This window comes from Klebsiella sp. CN_Kp113, from assembly GCF_040064585.1.
In the GTDB taxonomy this organism is placed as follows: domain Bacteria; phylum Pseudomonadota; class Gammaproteobacteria; order Enterobacterales; family Enterobacteriaceae; genus Klebsiella; species Klebsiella michiganensis.
This window is the reverse complement of record NZ_JBEAID010000013.1, coordinates 66952-85171: the sequence shown is the minus strand read 5'-3', so window position 1 is coordinate 85171 and position 18220 is coordinate 66952. Positions and strand designations below refer to the sequence as shown.

The window sequence follows — 18220 nt, the reverse complement described above, 5'->3', positions numbered from 1 at the left end:
TCTCCTTATTTATTCACGATGCCAGCAGAAGGCAACGCGGCAGGTACAGATGTTGGGTTGCGGACGGCAAGCGTCAGCAGGACAAGCATCACGGCGCTAACGACGGCCGGTACTGCGATAACAAAAAACAGGGTGTCAAAAGAGAAATTCATCGCCATCATCACGCCGCCGGAGAGCGAGCCGACGATGGCGCCGCAGCGGCCGACCGCGTTTGACCAGCTCACCCCGGTCGCGCGGCTTTGGGTGGGATACAGCGTAGCGGTTAGCGCATTCAGCCCTACCTGCGAGCCGCTGATGCCAATCCCGGTGCCGAAAATCGCCAGCGCCATCAGCCACAGGCCGTTCTCGCTCAGGCCAATCATGACGATACAGACCGCCCCCAGGCCGTAGCTCAGCGCCAGCACCCGATACGGGTTGTAGCGATCCATCAGCACGCCGAGCAGCAAGGCGCCGAAGGTACCGCCAATCTGGAAGGCGGCGGTGACCCACGAAGCGTGCTGTAAATCAATCCCCCGATGGTTAAGCAGCGTGGGCATCCAGCTGGAGAGCAGATAGATAATCAGCAGGCTCATAAAGAACACCACCCATAGCATTAAGGTGATGGCCAGCTGGCGCCCGGCGAACAGCTGGCTGATGCTGCCCTTCGCCCCTGCGGCAGGCTCATCAAGCCAGAAATGGGTATCGGTATAGCGTTCGCCGGTTATGGCACTAACGTTTTTGGCAATCACCGCCTGCGGGAGCTGGCGACGGATCTGCCAGCGCGGAGATTCGGGAAGCAGCGGTATCAGCGCCACCGCCAGCAGCAGCGGCAAAACGCCGCCCAGCACCAGAATACCGTGCCAGCCAATCAGCGGGACCAGCTGCGCGCTGACCACGCCGCCGAAGGCCGAGCCGAGGGTGAATCCACAAAACATCAGGGTCACCAGCGCCCCGCGCCGCCGGGCGGGCAGATATTCCGAGGTCATGGTAATGGTATTAGGCATCGCGCCACCGAGGCCGAGACCGGTCAGAAAACGCAGGAACACCAGCATCTGTAGATCGGGGGCAAACGCGGAAAGCAGGCTGAACAGGCCGAACAGCGCGACGCAGAACTCAATCACCCGTTTGCGGCCAAAGCGGTCGGAGAGCGGACCGCAGAGCAGCGCCCCGGCGGTCAGGCCCAGCAAGCCTGCGCCAAATAGCGGCGCGAGGTCACCGGCGGTTAATTGCCAGTGGCTGCGGATATCCGGCGCAATAAAACCAATCGCGGCGGTATCGAAGCCATCAAGCATCACCACCAGGAAACAGCAGATAATCACGCGCCACTGTCGGGCGCCGACCGGCGCAGCGTTGAGTAGTTTTTGTAGTTCAAGTCGTTGAGTCATGATTATGCCTCAGAGCAGGTAGGGGTAGATGTTGTATTTATTTCTTTTATGTTGCGAGTTTGTAACTGTGGCAATGAAATGTACAATGGTATTTCGGGCATAGACATAACCTGGAGGTTATCGCTGATGGCAGACTGGACGCAGAAACTGAAGCTGCACCATTTACAGATGCTGGTGGCGCTGGGGGAGCAAGGCAATCTCACGCAGGTGGCGAAAATGATGAACATTACTCAGCCCGCGCTCTCCAAATGGCTCAGCCAGTTTGAAGACGAAGTCGGCATGGTTTTGTTCGAACGCCACAGCAAAGGTCTGCGCCCGACCGAAGGCGGAAAGCTGCTGCTTCAGCACGCCCAGCGGCTGATTAACGATATGTCGCGTTCGCAGTATGAAATCGAGCGTTTTAAACAGGGCGGGCAGGTGGGCAGCCTGATGATCGGCTGTTCACCGGTGGCGACCGACTGCGTCTCACAAGCGATCCTCGAACTGCTGAAAGAGATGCCGACTCTGCACCTGAATATCGAAGAGAAAGTGATGACGCCGCTGCTTAACGACCTGCTCGCCGGCGTGGTGGATGTCGTCGTCGGGCGCGTCGGCGGGCGGGCGCTGGAGCTGCCGCTGAGCTACCGGGTGCTCTACACCGAACCGGTCTGTTTTGTCGCCCGCCCCGATCACCCGCTGGCCCAGAAATCGCGATTAAGCTGGGCCGACCTCTCTCCGTGGCGCTGGATCGTCTGGCCCACCGGCACGCCAATTCGCCTGAGCATCGACAACGCGCTGGTGGATAACGGCGTGATGCTGCCGGAAAACACCATTGAGTCCGCCTCGATGAACGTCACCAGCAATCTGCTGCAGAGCAGCGATATGGTCTCGATTCTCTCATTGCGCCTGGCGCAGCGCTACGCGGCCCAGCGCCAGCTGGCGATTCTTAATTTGCCGCGCATTGAACAAAAAGGTAGCGTTGGGGTGTTCTGGCGAAAAAGTGAAGCGCCGTCGCTGGCGCTGAGCCGATTTCTCCATTGCCTGTCCCTGCAATCTTCACTCTGACCGTCGCCCGGTCCGGTGTTCACGGTCTCTATCGCAGGTATGCGCAGAATTCATGATGTGATCGGTAGCACATTTTTGGCTTTAATTGTATGATGAATGCGGTTCATCAAGGGTTATTACCATGAGTAAATCACTGATTATTATCTGGCAGTATCTGCGCGCTTTCGTGCTCATCTACGCCTGCCTGTATGCGGGCATTTTTCTCTCTTCGCTCCTGCCAATCGCGATTCCCGGCAGCATTATTGGCATGTTGATTCTGTTTTTTCTGCTGGCGCTGCAAATCTTGCCTGCACAGTGGGTCAACCCCGGCTGCAACATCCTGATTCGCTATATGGCGCTGCTGTTTGTACCTATTGGCGTCGGCGTCATGCAGTACTGGGATTTACTGCGCGCGCAGTTTGGCCCGGTGGTGGTCTCCTGCGCGATAAGCACGCTGGTGGTCTTTTTAGTGGTCAGCTGGAGTTCACACCTGGTTCACGGTGAGCGCAAAGTGGTTGGGCAAAAAGGAAGTGAAAAATGATCCATGAAATCTGGTGGTCACTGCCGTTAACCCTGGCCGTCTTTTTCCTTGCCCGCAGGCTGGCGGCGCGGTTTAAATTTCCGCTTCTCAACCCGCTGCTGGTCGCGATGGTGGTGCTGATACCTTTTCTGCTGATTACCGGCATCTCCTACGAGCGCTATTTCCAGGGCAGCAAAATTCTTAACGACCTGCTGCAGCCGGCGGTGGTGGCGTTGGCCTTTCCTTTGTATGAGCAGCTGCACCAAATCCGCGCCCGCTGGAAGTCAATCATCACCATCTGCTTTATCGGCAGCGTGGTGGCGATGGTCACCGGCACTACCGTTGCCCTGATGATGGGCGCAACCCCGCAGATTGCCGCCTCTATTTTGCCGAAATCGGTGACGACGCCGATTGCCATGGCGGTGAGCAGCAGCATTGGCGGGATCCCGGCGATCAGCGCGGTCTGCGTTATTTTCGTCGGCATTCTCGGCGCGGTCTTTGGCCACACCCTGCTGAATGTGATGCGCATCCGCACCAAGGCCTCGCGCGGGCTGTCGATGGGTACCGCATCCCACGCCCTGGGGACCGCCCGCTGCGCTGAGCTCGACTATCAGGAAGGGGCGTTCAGCTCGCTGGCGCTGGTGCTTTGCGGGATTATTACCTCGCTGGTCGCGCCGTTTTTGTTTCCGCTCATTTTAGCAGTGGTTGGTTAAATGTGATTTGAATCACATTTTTAAATGCAACACAGATTAGTTGCAATGACAATGAGATGTTTATCACATATACAGGTTGTAACCACCCGTACACTAGATTTCCATTACATTGTTATGAGGCAACGCCATGCACCCACGTTTTCAAGCTGTTCTTCCCCAACTGGCGGCGGACCTGCAAGCGGCCATCGCCCCGATGCTGGCCGACCCGCATTTCCCGGCCCTGCTGAATGCAGACCAGGTGGCAGCGCTGCAAAGCGCGACGGGGCTGGATGAAGACGCGCTGGCCTTTGCTTTATTGCCGCTGGCGGCGGCCTGCGCGCGGGCCGATCTGTCGCATTTTAACGTCGGCGCGATTGCCCGCGGCATCAGCGGTACCTGGTACTTCGGCGGCAATATGGAATTTCTCGGCGCCACCATGCAGCAAACCGTGCACGCCGAACAAAGCGCCATCAGCCACGCCTGGCTGCGCGGCGAAAAATCCCTGCGGGCGATTACCGTGAACTACACCCCCTGCGGCCACTGTCGTCAGTTTATGAACGAACTGAACAGCGGCCTGTCGCTGCGCATCCACCTTCCCGGGCGCGAAGCGCATTCGCTGCAGTACTATTTGCCGGACGCTTTCGGCCCGAAAGATCTGGACATAAAAACCCTGCTGATGGATGAGCAGGACCACGGCTTCCCGCTCAGCGGCGACGCGCTGGCTCAGGCGGCGATTCAGGCGGCCAACCGTTGCCATATGCCTTACAGCAACTCACCATCCGGCGTTGCGCTGGAGCTGAAAGACGGTACTCTTTTCACCGGTAGCTATGCCGAAAACGCCGCCTTTAACCCGACGCTGCCCCCGCTGCAGGGTGCGCTGAATCTGCTGAGCCTCAACGGATACGATTACCCGGATATCCAGCGCGCGATCCTGGCCGAGAAGGCCGATGCGGCGCTTATCCAGTGGGACGCCACCGCGGCGACGCTGAAGGCGCTGGGCTGCCATAATATCGATCGCGTACTGTTAGGTTAGTCACATTCTGCGGGCCAAACGGCCCGCGCTGTTGAAAATCCCCGCAATTAAACGACGGTTTCTTGCGCTTGCCCGACGGGTAAAGTAGCCTGAAGCTTCCTTCGTCCACTATTGAGCCAGGTCCATGTTAAAGCGTGTGTTATACAGCCTGTTAGTCCTGTTCGGCTTGCTGCTGTTAACCGTGTTGGGACTCGACCGCTGGATGAGCTGGAAAACCTCTCCCTATATTTACGATGAGCTACAGGACCTGCCCTACCGCCAGGTCGGCGTCGTGCTCGGTACCGCCAAGTACTACCGTACCGGGGTTATCAACCAATATTATCGTTACCGGATTCAGGGTGCGCTGAACGCCTACAACAGCGGCAAGGTGAACTATCTGCTGCTCAGCGGCGATAACGCGCTGCAAAGCTATAACGAGCCGATGACCATGCGCCGCGATTTGATTAAAGCCGGCGTCGATCCGGCGGATATTGTGCTGGACTATGCGGGTTTCCGTACGCTCGATTCGATTGTCCGCACCCGTAAAGTCTTCGATACTAACGACTTTATTATTATTACCCAACGCTTCCACTGCGAGCGCGCGCTGTTTATTGCCCTGCATATGGGGATTCAGGCGCAGTGCTACGCGGTGCCGTCGCCGAAGGATATGTGGAGCGTTCGCCTGCGCGAGTTCGGCGCCCGCTTCGGCGCGCTGGCGGATCTCTATATTTTTAAACGCGAACCGCGCTTTTTAGGCCCGCTGATCCCGATTCCCGCGCTGCAGGAAGTTCCCGACGGCGCACAGTCCTATCCGGCGGTCACGCCGCAGCAGCTGCTGGAGCTGCAGAAAAAAGAGAAGTAAAGCCTCCATAAAGTGAGCGTGATAACTGGCGTCTTATCGAGCGGGAATACTTTTCTGATTACGCGAGTGAGTATCGGGATACTGAGGATAGATACCCTGAATAATTCGAGTGGCAGGAAGGCGGCAAATTATCATCCAGAAAATGCAAAAGGCAGACGCCTGAACTGACGCCTGCCTTCATTCACTAATCGTTACTTCTTCCGCGCATACTTAAGCGAATCCAGCGCCACGGCGAAGATGATAATCGCCCCTTTGATGATGTACTGCCAGTACGGGTTCACGCCGATATAGGTCAGACCGTAGTTGATGACGGTGAAGATTATCACCCCGGTCACCACGCCAAATACGGTACCGACGCCGCCGCTGAACGATACGCCGCCGACCACGCAGGCGGCAATCGCATCCAGTTCATACATAAAGCCAAGGTTGTTGGTCGCCGAACCGATACGTCCGGCTTCCAGCAGCCCGCCGAACGCGTAGAACACGCCGGAGAGCGCATAAATCATCAGCAGGTTCAGGGCGACGTTGACGCCGGAGACCTTCGCCGCTTCCGGGTTACCGCCGATAGCAAAAATGTTTTTACCAAAGCGGGTCTTGTTCCACAGGATCCATACGAAGAACACGGCAATCAGCGCATAGAAGGTGATATACGACAGGCGGAATGAGCCCAGCGCGATAAACCCCTGGGCAAACTGCGAGAAGTGGCTATCGAAGCCGGAAATCGGCGACGCGCCAACAAAGTCGTAATACAGGGAGTTGATACCGTAAACGATGATCATCGTGCCGAGGGTGGTGATAAACGGCGTCACGTTCAGGTAAGCGATGATAATACCGTTGATAAGACCAATGACCGCGCCGATCGCACACACCAGCAGGATAACCAGCGGGATCGGCATCGTGGCCATCTCCGGGAACACCTTATTGGCATTGTCCACCGCCTGCAGCATCGTGGCGGCGATAACCGCCGCCAGGCCGACCTGGCGTCCGGCTGAAAGGTCGGTTCCCTGGGTGACAATAAGTCCGGCCACGCCGAGAGCGATAATAATACGCACCGAAGACTGGGTCAGAATATTACTTAAGTTCAGCAAACTTAAGAAAGTCGGATCCTGGAAAATAATAATGGCCAGCAATACTAAAAGAACCACGTAAATCCCACCTTCTTTCAAATAGGTGAGAAAACTCTTTTTATTTAACGCACTCATGAGGAGCCCCTGATCTTAAAGGTGCAACGACGCAAGACGGAGAATTTCGTTTTGCGTGGTGGTTTTAGTCTCAACAATTCCGGCAACAAGACCATTGCTCATTACCAGAATACGGTCAGTAATACCCAGCAGCTCCGGCATCTCGGAGGAAATAATAATGATTCCTTTGTCTTTTTTTGCCAGCTCGGCGATCAGCTGGTAAATTTCGAACTTCGCCCCAACGTCAATGCCGCGCGTGGGTTCATCGAGCATCAGAATTTCCGGCTGGGTCAATAGCCAGCGACCGATAATCACTTTTTGTTGGTTACCACCGGACAACGAACCAATTTGCGTGTGCTGCCCCGGAGTTTTCACGCGCATCGAATCAATCACCCATTGGGTATCGCTTTTCATGCGTGAATTATCCAGCAATCCGACCTTATTCTTGTATTTCTTAATATTGGAGATCAGCGAGTTAAAACCGATATCCAGGTAGGCATAAATTCCCGTCGAACGGCGCTCTTCGGTCACCAGCGCAAAGCCATGGTTGATGGCTTCATTGGCATTATGGTTATTAATCTTCTTACCGTGCAGCTTGATCGTCCCGCTGGCCTTCTCGCGAATACCAAATAACGTCTCGACGATATCGGTACGTTTCGCGCCAACCAGTCCGGCAATCCCCAGGATTTCGCCTTTGTGCAGATCGAAAGAGACATCGCGAATCGATGGCTGGCGCAGTGAGGTTAAATTGCGCACCTCAAGAATTACCTCACCCGGCTTATTCTCCTTGTTCGGGAAGCGCTGATTGAGGGAGCGGCCCACCATCATCGCGATGATCTTATCCATATCCAGCCCTTCCAGCGGCTGGGTGGCAATCCACTGGCCGTCGCGCAGGATGGTAATTTCATCGCACAGCTGGAAGATCTCTTCCATTTTGTGGGAAATATAGACTATGCCGCAGCCGCGCTCTTTCAGCTTGCGGATAATTTTAAACAGATGGTTGACCTCTTTTTCGGTTAACGAAGAAGTCGGCTCATCCATAATCACAATTTTGGCGTTATAGGAAAATGCCTTCGCAATTTCAATCATCTGCATTTGCGATACCGATAGCGTTCCGACGCGAGCGCGCGGGTCGATATCAATATCCAGCTCATCGAAAATCGCTTTGGTATCACGATACATTTTGTCCTGATCGACAAACATGCCTTTGGTGGGATAACGCCCCAGCCACATGTTGTCCATTACCGAACGTTGCAATACCAGGTTTAATTCCTGATGAACCATTGAAATACCGTTTTCCAGGGCTTCTTTTGCCGAATGGAAATCGATCTCTTGTCCCTGAAAAAGAATACTGCCGGAATCTTTTTGATAGATTCCAAATAGGCATTTTAATAATGTAGATTTGCCCGCGCCGTTCTCCCCCATTAACGCGTGAATAGAGTGGGGACGAACCTTGAGGTTCACATTATCGAGAGCCTTGACGCCAGGAAACGATTTGTTGATGTTGCTCATTTCCAACAAATATTCGCCTGACCGTTCGCTATTATTGCTGACCATAGTTATACCTGGCTGCGTGCGTGCATACCCCAGCCGACGCATTAACGACGAGCCGGGACGGGTTCTGTATCAGGAATAATCGGGCGTACAAGCGCGTACGCCCGCAGCTTATTAAGCGATTACTTACCGATAAATTCGCTCAGATTATCTTTATCAACGCCAACGTACGGTACGCGGACAATCTTATTATCAATTTTCCATTGAGTACCGGCAGCCGGTTCTTTACCATCGGCCAGGTTTTTCGCCAGATCGAAGGTGGCTTTCGCCTGATTGTTGGCATCGTTCAGTACGGTACCCGCCATGGCGCCGGATTTCACCAGCGCCAGCGCTTCAGGCAGCGCATCGACGCCGAATACCGGAATGCTGCTCTTATTGTGCGCTTTCAGCGCTTCTACCGCGCCCATGGCCATCGCATCATTGTTAGCGATGACGACTTCAATTTTGTTGGCATTCGGGCCAGACAGCCAGGCATCCATCTTATCTTTCGCCTGAGCGGTATCCCACATGGCGGTATCTAACGCCAGCTGCTGAGTTTTGAAGCCTTTATCGTTCAGCTCTTTAATAACGTAGGTGGTACGCGCTTCCGCATCCGGATGGCCCGGCTCGCCCTTCAGCAGGACAAACTGAATCTGGCCGTCTTTATTCAGATCCCAGTTCGGGTTCGCTTTCCAGTGCTTGGCAATCAGGTCACCCTGAATCACGCCGGACTCTTTTGAGTCGGTACCGACGTAGTACGCTTTATCGTAGCTATCCAGCGCCTTGCGGGAAGGTTCTTTGTTAAAGAACACCACCGGCACGTTCTGGCCACGCGCTTTATCGATGACCGTCCCCGCCGCCGCCGGGTCAACCAGGTTAATCGCCAGCGCCTTTACCCCTTTTGCCAGCAGGACGTCAATCTGATCGTTCTGCTTGGACTGGTCGTTTTGCGAGTCATTCATCAGCAGCTGAACATCCGGCGCTGATTTGCCATCTTTTTCAATTGCCTTACGCACCACCGACATAAAGTTGTCGTCGTATTTATAAATCGTCACGCCGATACGGGTATCTGCTGCGTGAGCCGCGGCGCCAAATAACATGCTAGCCATTACAGCAGACAGGGTTAACACCTTCTTATTCATGGAATCTCCGGTTTTATTATGCAGGGTCTTTGGTGTGAAAATGGCTGGCGAGCGTTACATTTATGTTACTGCACAGCGACATTCACGACTGTAATTCTGTCTTCCGTGTAGGGTAACGCTCCTGAAAAACGGCTTTATTAATCGTTTAACCGCCGATTACTGCTGTAAAAGTGATTAATCACCGTGACATAGTATGTTCAGACTTGTAAACGCAGCAATCATAGTCAGCTTAATGTTAACAAACTGTGAAATCACTCACATATTGAAAGCGGTTACATCAGGCAGATAATTAGTTAGTGATCGGCCCCACAATTTGCCTCTGCGCCACCGAATGTCGGCGCACCAGCGTCGGCATAAAGCAGTGGCTGGCGTCACGATCCAGCTTTCCCGCCGCGCCCTGTAGCGCCAGCTCTGTCGCCAGTTTCGCCATCGACATAATCGGATAACGGACCGTTGTCAGCTGCGGGTCGGTGTAACGGGAAATGGGGATATCATCAAAACCGATCAGCGAAAGATGCTGCGGTACGGCAATGCCGTTATCTTTAAGCGTCGTGAGCGCGCCGGCCGCCATACTGTCGTTGTAGGCGAAAACCGCGCTCAGACCAAGGTTGCGCCCCAGCAGTTCGACCATCGCCGCCTCACCGCCCTGCATATCCGGCGACCCGGATCCCACCCAGCTTTCGGGAGCGACAATGCCGTGTTCATGTAACGCCCTTAACCACCCTTCTCGCCGTAAATCATCATCTTCAATGCCGTGATTGGAAGAGAGGTAGCCGATGCGCTGGTGACCATGATTGAGCAGCATGCGGGTCGCCATCAGCGCGCCGCTGACGTTATCCAGCCCAACGCAGCGGTGGGCGTATCCCGGCACGATGCGGTTAATCAGCACCATTCCCGGCATATGCTCCATAAAATCCCCCAGCTCCGCGTCGCTCAGCGCTTTAGAGTGGACGATCAGCGCTGAACAGCGCTGGCGAATCAGCACCTCAATGGCGTTACGCTCTTTTTCCGCTTCATGATAGCTGTTGCCGATTAGCACATATTTCTGATGCTGCTGGGCGACGGTATCAACCGCTTTGACCAGCGCGCCAAAAAAGGCGTCCGACACGTCCATCACGACCACGCCGATGGTATCGCTGACCTGCGTCGCCAGCGCCTGCGCGTTGGCGTTTGGCCGATAGCCCAACAGCGTTACCGCCTTCATTACCGCTTCTCGCGTATCCGGGCTCACCAGCGCGCTGTTATTCAGCACGCGCGAAACCGTCGCGACGGAAACACCCGCCTGGCGGGCGACATCACGAATGGTGATCATACTCACCGACCTGTAGAGCATTGCAGTACGTCACACTCACCTCCTGTGTTCAGCAAGGAGGCTATTCTGGCAGCGACGTGCCGTACGCTACGTGAGTGAGGTCACAGGGATGGAAACGGTTACATCCATTTTGTTAATGATTGTGATCCAGATCGTTATCTGGATGTATCTTTTAATGATGTCCCCGACGCACGCAGGGTGAATTGACGCCATAGCCACTCAACGGGCCCTTGACGGAAATGACGTAGCCAAAACCACGAGAAGAGAAGATTAACCGCCCATACGGCCGGTACGAAGGCTAACAGCTGTAAGCGGTCATACTTCATAAACAGGCCGAAGCGGTAGAACAGGGTAGTGCAAATCAGGGTCTGCAGCAGATAGTTGGTTAGCGCCATGCGCCCGACGCAGGCAATCGCCCCCACCAGACGACTCTGACACAGCTGCGGCCAGAAGCCCCAGGCCAGCGCCGCGTAGCCGATGGTTTGCAGCGGCGCGCCCAGCTCCCGCGGCGCCTGTAGCAAAAATGCGCACCAGCGGTAGTCCCAGCCAAGATGCCACTGGGCAATAATCGAGGGCAAGTTGACCGCCATTCCGGCCGCAATCAGCAGCCCGCCGGTACGCCGATAGTGGCGAAGGCTGAACTGACCTTTGAGCCAGCCGCTGCGCATCAGCGCGGCGCCCATCAGCATCATACCGGCCAGCTGCCAGCCGTACTGCGCGCCCAGCGCCAGCAGGTTATCCGACAGCATATCCGCACGATTGCTCACCGCTTCAAAGCCGCCTTTTAGCTTCCAGTACTGCTCGTACTGCAAATTTGCCGCGTCCGGCAGCCACGAACGATTGGGCGTATTGCCGGAAATCAATCCCAGCAACAGCAGTACCGCCACGCCGATAACGTACAGCACCACGCCGGTATTAAACAGCGATTTGACATCGTGCGCGTCGCGCACCATTCGCCAGCCCACCAGCCCGACCAGCGCATAGGCCAGCAGAATATCGCCGTCCCAGAAAAACAGTCCGTGAATAAAGCCAAGCAGCGCCAGCAGCGTCAGGCGCGACTGGATCCAGCGCTTGCCGCGCGGCAGCAGAAGCTGAAGTCCGGCGCCAAACAGCAGGGCGAATAGGGTCAGGAATTTGACCTGCGCCAGCAGATCGAGAATCGCCCAGGTCCAGACGTCGCTGGCGGAAATGTTCCCGGACCACGCCGGGTTGAGGTAAGCAGCCTTCGGTAAACCGAAGGCGCTGATATTCAGTAGCAGGATACCGAGGATGGCGACGCCGCGGACAAAGTCCAGCGTGACATTTCTCTCCATGTACCCTGCTCCGTTTTAGTTGTGGTGACGTACGGCGCGCAGGAACTCCTGGCGGGTATTCTGGCTGGATTTAAACAGGCCGCCCAGCGACGTGGTGGTGGTGGCGCTGGTGGCATCGCGAATGCCGCGCGCTTTCACGCAGTAGTGCACCGCATCGATGGAAACCGCGACGTTGCTGGTCCCCAGCAGCGTTTGCAGCGCGGTAAGGATCTGCTGCGTCAGCCGCTCCTGCACCTGCGGACGCTGGGAGAAGAACTGCACGATACGGTTAATTTTCGACAGGCCAATCACCGAATCTTTCGGGATATAGGCCACCGTGGCTTTGCCGTCAATGGTCACAAAATGGTGTTCACAGGTGCTGGTCAGGGTGATATCGCGCACGGTCACCATTTCATCAACCTGCATCTTATTTTCGATGACGGTGATTTTGGGGAACCGGGCGTAGTCCAGTCCGGAGAAGATCTCATCGACGTACATTTTGGCGATGCGATGCGGGGTCTCCATCAGGCTGTCATCACTTAGATCAAGGTTTAACAGCTGCATAATCTCGGTCATGTGTCCGGCGATCAGACGCTTGCGAGTTTCATTATCAATTTCTTGTACTGGCGGACGCAGCGGCGTCTCCAGCCCACGAGCGACCAGCGCTTCATGAACGAGTATGGCTTCTTTACTCAGTGATGACATTTTTGTTCTCCTGCAGGTGTGGCGCTCTTTGCTCTTCTGAGGGCAAAGTTTGTATTCATTGTGCGTGAGGTGACGCACAGAATCCAGTAGCCGCATCGATAATTGTTGAAATTGGCGTCACCTCTCGTTCCACGCCGCCAGACCAGCGCACTACGATGCGTCACGCAACGCCCTGCTCACCTTGCCGCAACCAAGCCAATCGCCGACCCATAGCGCGACGCCTGCCGCTGCGGCAAGGTCAGCATGTTGGTTAAAAGTTGCATTAATGATGCAATACGTTCCGAAAAGGAGGAAGTGAAAGTTACTCACGAGGGCATGAAATATCTGTATTATGGAAAATTACGCCTGAGACACTTAAGGAGCCCTGCATGGAACTGCTCGAAGAGCACCGCTGTTTTGAAGGTCGGCAGCAACGCTGGCGGCACGACTCCGCAACGCTGAACTGCGCAATGACCTTCAGCATCTTTTTACCTCCCGCCGCCGCTGACGCGCCGCCGCCGGTTCTCTACTGGCTCTCCGGCCTGACCTGCAACGATGAAAACTTCACCACCAAAGCGGGCGCTCAGCGCGTCGCCGCCGAACTGGGCATTGCGCTGGTGATGCCGGACACCAGTCCGCGCGGTGATAACGTTGCCGACGATAGCGCTTACGATCTGGGGAAAGGCGCTGGCTTTTATCTCAATGCCACCCAGGCGCCCTGGTCCGCGCATTTCCGCATGTACGATTACCTTCGCGACGAGCTGCCGCAGCTGATTGCCCGCGAGTTTAATCTCAGCGGCCGCTGCGCCATCAGCGGGCATTCCATGGGCGGCCACGGCGCGCTGGTGATGGCGCTGAAGAATCCGGGCCGCTTCGTCAGCGTTTCCGCGTTCGCGCCTATCGTTAACCCGACCCAGGTTCCCTGGGGCAAAAAAGCGTTTACCGCCTATCTGGGAGCGGATGAAGCGGCCTGGCAGGCCTGGGACAGCTGCGCGTTAATGCAGGCCAGCAGCGAGTCAGATGCGATTCCAACCCTGATTGACCAGGGCGATAGCGATACATTCCTCGCCGAACAGCTGCAGCCGGCGGTGCTGGCGGAAACCGCGCGTCAGAAAAGCTGGCCGTTAACCCTGCGTATTCAGCCCGGGTACGATCACAGCTACTACTTTATCGCCTCATTTATTGAGGACCACCTGCGCTTCCATGCCCGGCACCTCTTCTCCTGATCCTTTCAATGCGTCGTGAAGCACCTTCCCGGCGCATTGATACGCAAAATGCCTCATCATCCAATAGTCATAAAAACTAATATATACAGAGAGATAGTGTATTTTCCGTCGTCGGGGGTATGATTTTTGGCGGCGCTTGAGGCTTTCGCCTCAGAGCAGGATTGAGTTTTACCGTTGTGCTGAGGCAGAAAGAAGAAAGCCCCGAAGGTAATGTAATCACCCACGAGGCTGTCCCGATGCCTAGACAACATCAGGTTAGTCTCTTACCCGCCGTAAGGCAAGGAGAACAAACCATGAAGGTACCGCCCAACGTCCCGATCTGGTGTCTGCTCATCGTGTGTATCACGCTATTAGCGTTCACCCTGATGGTAAGAAAATCGCTTTGCGAAATTCGCTACCGCGATACGAACAGGGAGGTAGCTGCTTTTATGGCTTACGAATCCGGTAAGTAGCCACCTGGAGCGGTGGGTTCGCCCACCGCTTTTCCGTCTGGCTTCACCCTGAGCGCCTTTAGCGAGGGCTGGCAGGGAAATCTGCCAGCCCTCTTTTATCGCCCGGTCAGAAGCGGTAATCGACGGCCATAAAGTAGCGGCGCCCTTCTTCCGTATAGCTATAGTCGTCGCGGCTCAGATCCTTATCGCCCACGTTGAGTACCCCGGAGCGCAGCTTGACGTTTTTGGTGACGTTCCAGGCCGCGCCGATATCAAACATGGTGTAGCCGCCGGGCGTTTTGCCCGTCGCGCTGACCGAACGCTGTTCGCCGGTATAGTTGGCGGTGACGTAGAAGGACCAGTCGTCCAGCGGTTTCCAGTCGAGGGTACCGTTAGCGGTATGGAACGGCAGCGTTTGCAGCGGTTTATCGCCGCCGTTACTCAGGTCGCGACCATCGTTGTAGGTGTAGTTTACCGTCAGCTTCCATTCGTCGCCGAACGGCACCTTCAATTCAGTTTCTACCCCTTTGATACGCGCCTTATTGACGTTGAAGTAGCGGAATACCGGCACGCGCTTACCGTTCACCGTTTTCCAGCCGACAAAATTCGGGTAGCCCGGCGCTTCGCTGGCGCTGGAAGTACGCAGGATATCGATCATATCGTCAACGTTATTCTGGAAGGTGGTGACGCTTCCTTCCACGCCTTCAAGCCAGCCCTCTTCGCCGCGATAGTAAAGACCCAGTTCGAAGCTTTCGCTGGTTTCCGGTTTCAGATCCGGGTTACCGATAATGCTGCACGAGCCGCGGCAGGAGTTGGTGGTCCAGTCCGGGTTCAGCTGCAGCAGGGATGGCGCTTTAAATGCCGTCGCCCAGCCGCCCTTCACGGTCACGGTATCGGTGGCGTTATACACCAGATAAGCACGCGGGCTCCAGTGATCGCCATAGGTCTGGTGATCGTCCATACGGATGCCGGTGGTTAAGGCCAGAGGTTCGATTATCCGCCATTCATCTTCGAGGAACAGCGCGTACTGGCTGGCGGAAGTAGATTTACCGCCGCTGCTCAGGTTGACCGGATCTTTCAGCTTATCGTGACGCCATTCGCCACCGAAGGTCAGCAGCTGGTTGATCATGCCCAGCGGCAGAACGTATTTGCCGTCCACCGAGTTACTCTCAGATGTGATCGTTCCGGCCTGGCCCGGATTTTTATTATCCACTTTCTCGCCGTAGAATTTCAGCTCGCTATTGCCGACATCCCAGCGGCCGTTGTGGCTCAGGGAGTAGTTCTGGCGCTCAAGGCGGTTGCGGTCAAGAGAGTCGGAATCCCGATCCTGGCGATCGAACCCGTAGCCAGCGGTGATGTCCTGATTATCAGTGGGCGTCCAGGCGAATTCGACGTTGCCGTCGCGGCTGGTGAAGCCTTCAATACGCGGCGTTTCGCCAGCTGCGTTGCTGGAAGCCTGCTGATCGTCCTTGGCACGCTTTGCCAGGCTGCCGTAGGCTTTCATCCCCAGCACGCCGTCAATCAGCGGGCCGCTGGTAAAGAACTGACCATTGTACGTATCGCCGCGATCGCGGTGTTCCTGAATGGTGGTATCCGCGCTGAGGGTGCCCGTCCACTGCTGACCGACTTTTTTGGTAATGATATTGACCACGCCGCCGAGGGCGTCGGAACCATAGAGGGAAGACATCGGCCCGCGCACCACTTCGATACGCTCAATGGCATCAACCGGGATCCAGTTGAGGTCAAAATCGTTGTGGCGGAAAACGGCGTTGCGCGAGTTAACGCGTTTGCCGTCAACGAGGATCAGCGTATAGCCGCTGCTGAGGCCGCGAATGCTCACCCCTTTGCGATTATCCCCTTCGTTGGTGAGCTGCACGCCCGGCACTTCCCGCAGTACATCCTTCAGGTTTTGTACCGGTCTACGCTGCAGATCCTGTTGGGTGATAACGCTAATACTGGCGGGCGCATCTTTGACGCTCTGTTCAGTTGCCGCAGCGGTGACGACCAGCGTTTCTTCGTTAACGTCGGCGAGCGCCGGAAACGCCAGGGATACGACGGACGCGCATAATCCGGCCCGGACAAAAGGGTTTAGCCTGAACATTCCATATCTCCATGAGGTGTACAACAAAACAAACAAAAAAGGTCCTGCTCACAGGTACTGTCGGCATAGCGCTCTAACGGCGTATGCGCGCAATTTTTTACAGTAGATGTGGCTGGTCGCCCCTTGTCAGTCTGACCCTCTGCAAGATACGGGGATTGGCTTCATCCTGAATTTGGTGGAAATGATAAAGATAATGATTACAATTATCAATAAAATTATGAATAACTGTATCAACATGTAAGAATCACAGACATAAAAAAACCCTCTCGATGAGAGGGTTTTATCTTACGGCGTCAGCTGACCTTAGCTTTTAAAACGCTCCGGGAACTTCATTTCGCTGTAGCGCACAAAACGCGTTCCTTTCGCCAGCTTGTAACCGAACCAGATCACCAGGAACAGCGGAATGCCGATATAGGTTGCCGCCACGCCGCCCCAGTCGATGGTATCTTTGAGGAACGCTTCGTAATTCTGGCCCAGGGTAATGATCAGGCACAGCACGAAAGCGAAGATCGGCCCCAACGGGAAAAAGCCGGAACGATACGGCAGATCGTTGAGATCGTTCCCCTGCAGCACGTAGCCGCGACGGAAGCGATAGTGGCTAATGGCAATCCCCAGCCAGGCGATAAAGCCGGTCATGCCGGAGGTATTCAGCAGCCACAGGTAAACGGTCTGATTACCGAACATCGAGCTCAGGAAGCACAGCCCTGCAATCACCGTGGTGGCATACAGCGCATTACGCGGCACGCCGCCTTTAGACAGCTTAGAGAAAATACGCGGCGCTTTGCCATCGCAGGCCAGGGTGTAGAGCATGCGGGTGGACGCGTACATCCCGGAGTTACCCGCCGACAGTACCGCCGTCAGAATAACCGCGTTCATAATCGCCGCCGCCGACAGCAGCCCCGCGTGCTGGAAGACCAGCGTGAACGGGCTGACGGAAATATCTTTCACGTCGTTACGCAGCAGGCTCGGGTCGGTATACGGAATAATCAGGCTGATAATCAGGATGGCGAACACATAGAACAGCAGGATACGCCAGAACACCTGCCGCACGGCGCGCGGAATGTTCTTCTCCGGGTTTTCCGACTCGCCGGCCGCGATGCCGATAAGCTCGGTTCCCTGGAACGAGAAGCCGACAATCATCGCCACGCCAATCATCGCCGCAAAGCCGCCGGCAAACGGCGCATCGTCGACAACCCAGTTGCTCCAGCCCGCAGGCTGTGCGCCTTTAAAGATGCCAAAGATCATCATCACGCCGACAATAATAAAGATGATGACGGTGGCCACTTTGATCAGCGAGAACCAGTATTCCGCTTCACCAAAGCCTTTTACCGAGATCCAGTTCAGCAGGAACATGATGCCGAGGAACAGCGCGCTCCAGACCCAGCCGGGTGCATCGGGGAACCAGTAGGTCATCACCAGCTGAGCGGCAACGAGGTCAACGGCGATGGTCACCGCCCAGTTGTACCAGTAGTTCCAGCCCAGTGCGAAGCCAAAGCCTTCCTCAACGTAATTCTGCCCGTAGGTGGCAAAAGAGCCGGACACCGGCATAAACGCCGCCAGCTCGCCGAGGCTGGTCATCAGGAAATAAACCATCAGGCCGATGAGAATATAAGAGAGCAGCGCCCCACCCGGGCCCGCCTGAGAAATCGTTGCGCCAGAGGCAACAAAAAGACCTGTACCTATGGAACCGCCAATCGCGATCATGGTCAAGTGGCGCGCCTTCAGTTCACGACGTAAACCGGGCGCTTCTGTGGTTTTAGTATCCGAAACCATGTGAAAATGCTATCCATCCAAAAAACGAGGCGAGATTGTAGCAGAGTGTCTGTGATCCATCCGATACAATTG

At 55.5% G+C, this 18220-nt stretch carries 16 protein-coding genes and 1 pseudogene; 8 read left to right on the top strand and 9 right to left on the bottom strand.

The genetic code is table 11. The annotated features are described in order from the left end of the window. Window positions 1-5: 5 nt before the first annotated feature. A complete protein-coding gene (locus ABLV30_RS06915; protein WP_047723232.1) occupies window positions 6-1364 on the bottom strand; it encodes an aromatic acid/H+ symport family MFS transporter in 1359 nt (452 codons plus the stop codon). Between the two features lie 126 nt (window positions 1365-1490). Here ABLV30_RS06915 and ABLV30_RS06910 point away from each other — a divergent pair, with 126 nt between their 5' ends. The 5 genes from ABLV30_RS06910 (at window position 1491) to sanA (ending at window position 5473) form a co-directional block, all read left to right on the top strand. Then, on the top strand, window positions 1491-2408 hold the full coding sequence (locus ABLV30_RS06910) for a LysR family transcriptional regulator (RefSeq protein WP_047723230.1): 918 nt from the start codon (window positions 1491-1493) through the stop codon (window positions 2406-2408). 121 nt (window positions 2409-2529) lie between these two features. Beyond that, complete coding sequence (locus ABLV30_RS06905; RefSeq protein WP_014230151.1) at window positions 2530-2928, top strand: CidA/LrgA family protein; 399 nt, start codon at window positions 2530-2532, stop codon at window positions 2926-2928. Further along, window positions 2925-3620 (top strand): CidB/LrgB family autolysis modulator, encoded by a 696-nt coding sequence (locus tag ABLV30_RS06900; protein WP_025106754.1) that lies wholly within the window; start codon window positions 2925-2927, stop codon window positions 3618-3620. The genes ABLV30_RS06905 and ABLV30_RS06900 overlap by 4 nt, the downstream gene beginning before the upstream one ends. 127 nt (window positions 3621-3747) lie before the next feature. Then, entirely contained in the window at window positions 3748-4632 is an 885-nt protein-coding gene (gene cdd, locus ABLV30_RS06895) for a cytidine deaminase (RefSeq protein WP_032750617.1), read from the top strand. Window positions 4633-4756: 124 nt separating this feature from the next. Then, window positions 4757-5473, top strand: a complete 717-nt coding sequence (sanA, locus tag ABLV30_RS06890) for an outer membrane permeability protein SanA (RefSeq protein WP_004852661.1) — start codon at window positions 4757-4759, stop codon at window positions 5471-5473. A 191-nt stretch (window positions 5474-5664) separates the two neighbouring features. Here sanA and mglC read toward each other — a convergent pair whose 3' ends face one another. The 6 genes from mglC to folE form a co-directional block, all read right to left on the bottom strand. Beyond that, window positions 5665-6675: a galactose/methyl galactoside ABC transporter permease MglC gene (gene mglC, locus ABLV30_RS06885; RefSeq protein WP_004852662.1), complete on the bottom strand. Its 1011-nt coding sequence runs from the start codon at window positions 6673-6675 to the stop codon at window positions 5665-5667. A gap of 15 nt (window positions 6676-6690) precedes the next feature. Continuing rightward, window positions 6691-8211, bottom strand: a complete 1521-nt coding sequence (gene mglA, locus ABLV30_RS06880) for a galactose/methyl galactoside ABC transporter ATP-binding protein MglA (protein ID WP_049071642.1) — start codon at window positions 8209-8211, stop codon at window positions 6691-6693. Window positions 8212-8330: 119 nt separating this feature from the next. Next, a complete protein-coding gene (gene mglB / locus ABLV30_RS06875) occupies window positions 8331-9329 on the bottom strand; it encodes a galactose/glucose ABC transporter substrate-binding protein MglB (RefSeq protein ID WP_014230154.1) in 999 nt (332 codons plus the stop codon). Between the two features lie 289 nt (window positions 9330-9618). Next, window positions 9619-10641: an HTH-type transcriptional regulator GalS gene (gene galS, locus ABLV30_RS06870; RefSeq protein WP_014230155.1), complete on the bottom strand. Its 1023-nt coding sequence runs from the start codon at window positions 10639-10641 to the stop codon at window positions 9619-9621. Between the two features lie 155 nt (window positions 10642-10796). Continuing rightward, window positions 10797-11954 carry a DUF418 domain-containing protein YeiB gene (gene yeiB, locus ABLV30_RS06865; RefSeq protein WP_265801575.1) on the bottom strand — a complete coding sequence of 386 codons (1158 nt, stop codon included), beginning with the start codon at window positions 11952-11954 and terminating at the stop codon, window positions 10797-10799. 15 nt (window positions 11955-11969) lie between these two features. Beyond that, entirely contained in the window at window positions 11970-12638 is a 669-nt protein-coding gene (gene folE, locus ABLV30_RS06860) for a GTP cyclohydrolase I FolE (protein ID WP_004103895.1), read from the bottom strand. 368 nt (window positions 12639-13006) lie between these two features. Between folE and fghA the strand changes: the two genes are divergently transcribed. The 3 genes and pseudogenes from fghA (at window position 13007) to ABLV30_RS06845 (ending at window position 14291) form a co-directional block, all read left to right on the top strand. Next, complete coding sequence (gene fghA, locus ABLV30_RS06855) at window positions 13007-13843, top strand: S-formylglutathione hydrolase (RefSeq protein WP_014839058.1); 837 nt, start codon at window positions 13007-13009, stop codon at window positions 13841-13843. 236 nt (window positions 13844-14079) lie between these two features. Next, window positions 14080-14232 (top strand): annotated as a pseudogene (locus ABLV30_RS06850) (Hok/Gef family protein); the annotation flags it as partial. Further along, window positions 14181-14291, top strand: coding sequence for a DUF5431 family protein (locus tag ABLV30_RS06845; protein WP_305955786.1), 111 nt, complete (start codon window positions 14181-14183; stop codon window positions 14289-14291). The pseudogene ABLV30_RS06850 and the gene ABLV30_RS06845, both read left to right, overlap by 52 nt. A 110-nt stretch (window positions 14292-14401) precedes the next feature. Here the strand turns inward: ABLV30_RS06845 and cirA are convergent, their stop codons facing one another. Then, window positions 14402-16375, bottom strand: a complete 1974-nt coding sequence (gene cirA, locus ABLV30_RS06840) for a catecholate siderophore receptor CirA (protein ID WP_014230158.1) — start codon at window positions 16373-16375, stop codon at window positions 14402-14404. Window positions 16376-16678: 303 nt separating this feature from the next. Then, entirely contained in the window at window positions 16679-18148 is a 1470-nt protein-coding gene (locus ABLV30_RS06835) for an amino acid permease (RefSeq protein ID WP_004852681.1), read from the bottom strand. Between the last annotated feature and the right edge of the window lie 72 nt (window positions 18149-18220).

What these genes read in the sequence shown, in the direction of transcription:
- ABLV30_RS06915 (WP_047723232.1), bottom strand. Translation starts at nt 1,364, where the DNA reads ATGACTCAACGACTTGAACTACAAAAACTACTCAACGCTGCGCCGGTC.
- ABLV30_RS06910 (WP_047723230.1), top strand. Translation starts at nt 1,491, where the DNA reads ATGGCAGACTGGACGCAGAAACTGAAGCTGCACCATTTACAGATGCTG.
- ABLV30_RS06905 (WP_014230151.1), top strand. Translation starts at nt 2,530, where the DNA reads ATGAGTAAATCACTGATTATTATCTGGCAGTATCTGCGCGCTTTCGTG.
- ABLV30_RS06900 (WP_025106754.1), top strand. Translation starts at nt 2,925, where the DNA reads ATGATCCATGAAATCTGGTGGTCACTGCCGTTAACCCTGGCCGTCTTT.
- cdd (WP_032750617.1), top strand. Translation starts at nt 3,748, where the DNA reads ATGCACCCACGTTTTCAAGCTGTTCTTCCCCAACTGGCGGCGGACCTG.
- sanA (WP_004852661.1), top strand. Translation starts at nt 4,757, where the DNA reads ATGTTAAAGCGTGTGTTATACAGCCTGTTAGTCCTGTTCGGCTTGCTG.
- mglC (WP_004852662.1), bottom strand. Translation starts at nt 6,675, where the DNA reads ATGAGTGCGTTAAATAAAAAGAGTTTTCTCACCTATTTGAAAGAAGGT.
- mglA (WP_049071642.1), bottom strand. Translation starts at nt 8,211, where the DNA reads ATGGTCAGCAATAATAGCGAACGGTCAGGCGAATATTTGTTGGAAATG.
- mglB (WP_014230154.1), bottom strand. Translation starts at nt 9,329, where the DNA reads ATGAATAAGAAGGTGTTAACCCTGTCTGCTGTAATGGCTAGCATGTTA.
- galS (WP_014230155.1), bottom strand. Translation starts at nt 10,641, where the DNA reads ATGATCACCATTCGTGATGTCGCCCGCCAGGCGGGTGTTTCCGTCGCG.
- yeiB (WP_265801575.1), bottom strand. Translation starts at nt 11,954, where the DNA reads ATGGAGAGAAATGTCACGCTGGACTTTGTCCGCGGCGTCGCCATCCTC.
- folE (WP_004103895.1), bottom strand. Translation starts at nt 12,638, where the DNA reads ATGTCATCACTGAGTAAAGAAGCCATACTCGTTCATGAAGCGCTGGTC.
- fghA (WP_014839058.1), top strand. Translation starts at nt 13,007, where the DNA reads ATGGAACTGCTCGAAGAGCACCGCTGTTTTGAAGGTCGGCAGCAACGC.
- cirA (WP_014230158.1), bottom strand. Translation starts at nt 16,375, where the DNA reads ATGTTCAGGCTAAACCCTTTTGTCCGGGCCGGATTATGCGCGTCCGTC.
- ABLV30_RS06835 (WP_004852681.1), bottom strand. Translation starts at nt 18,148, where the DNA reads ATGGTTTCGGATACTAAAACCACAGAAGCGCCCGGTTTACGTCGTGAA.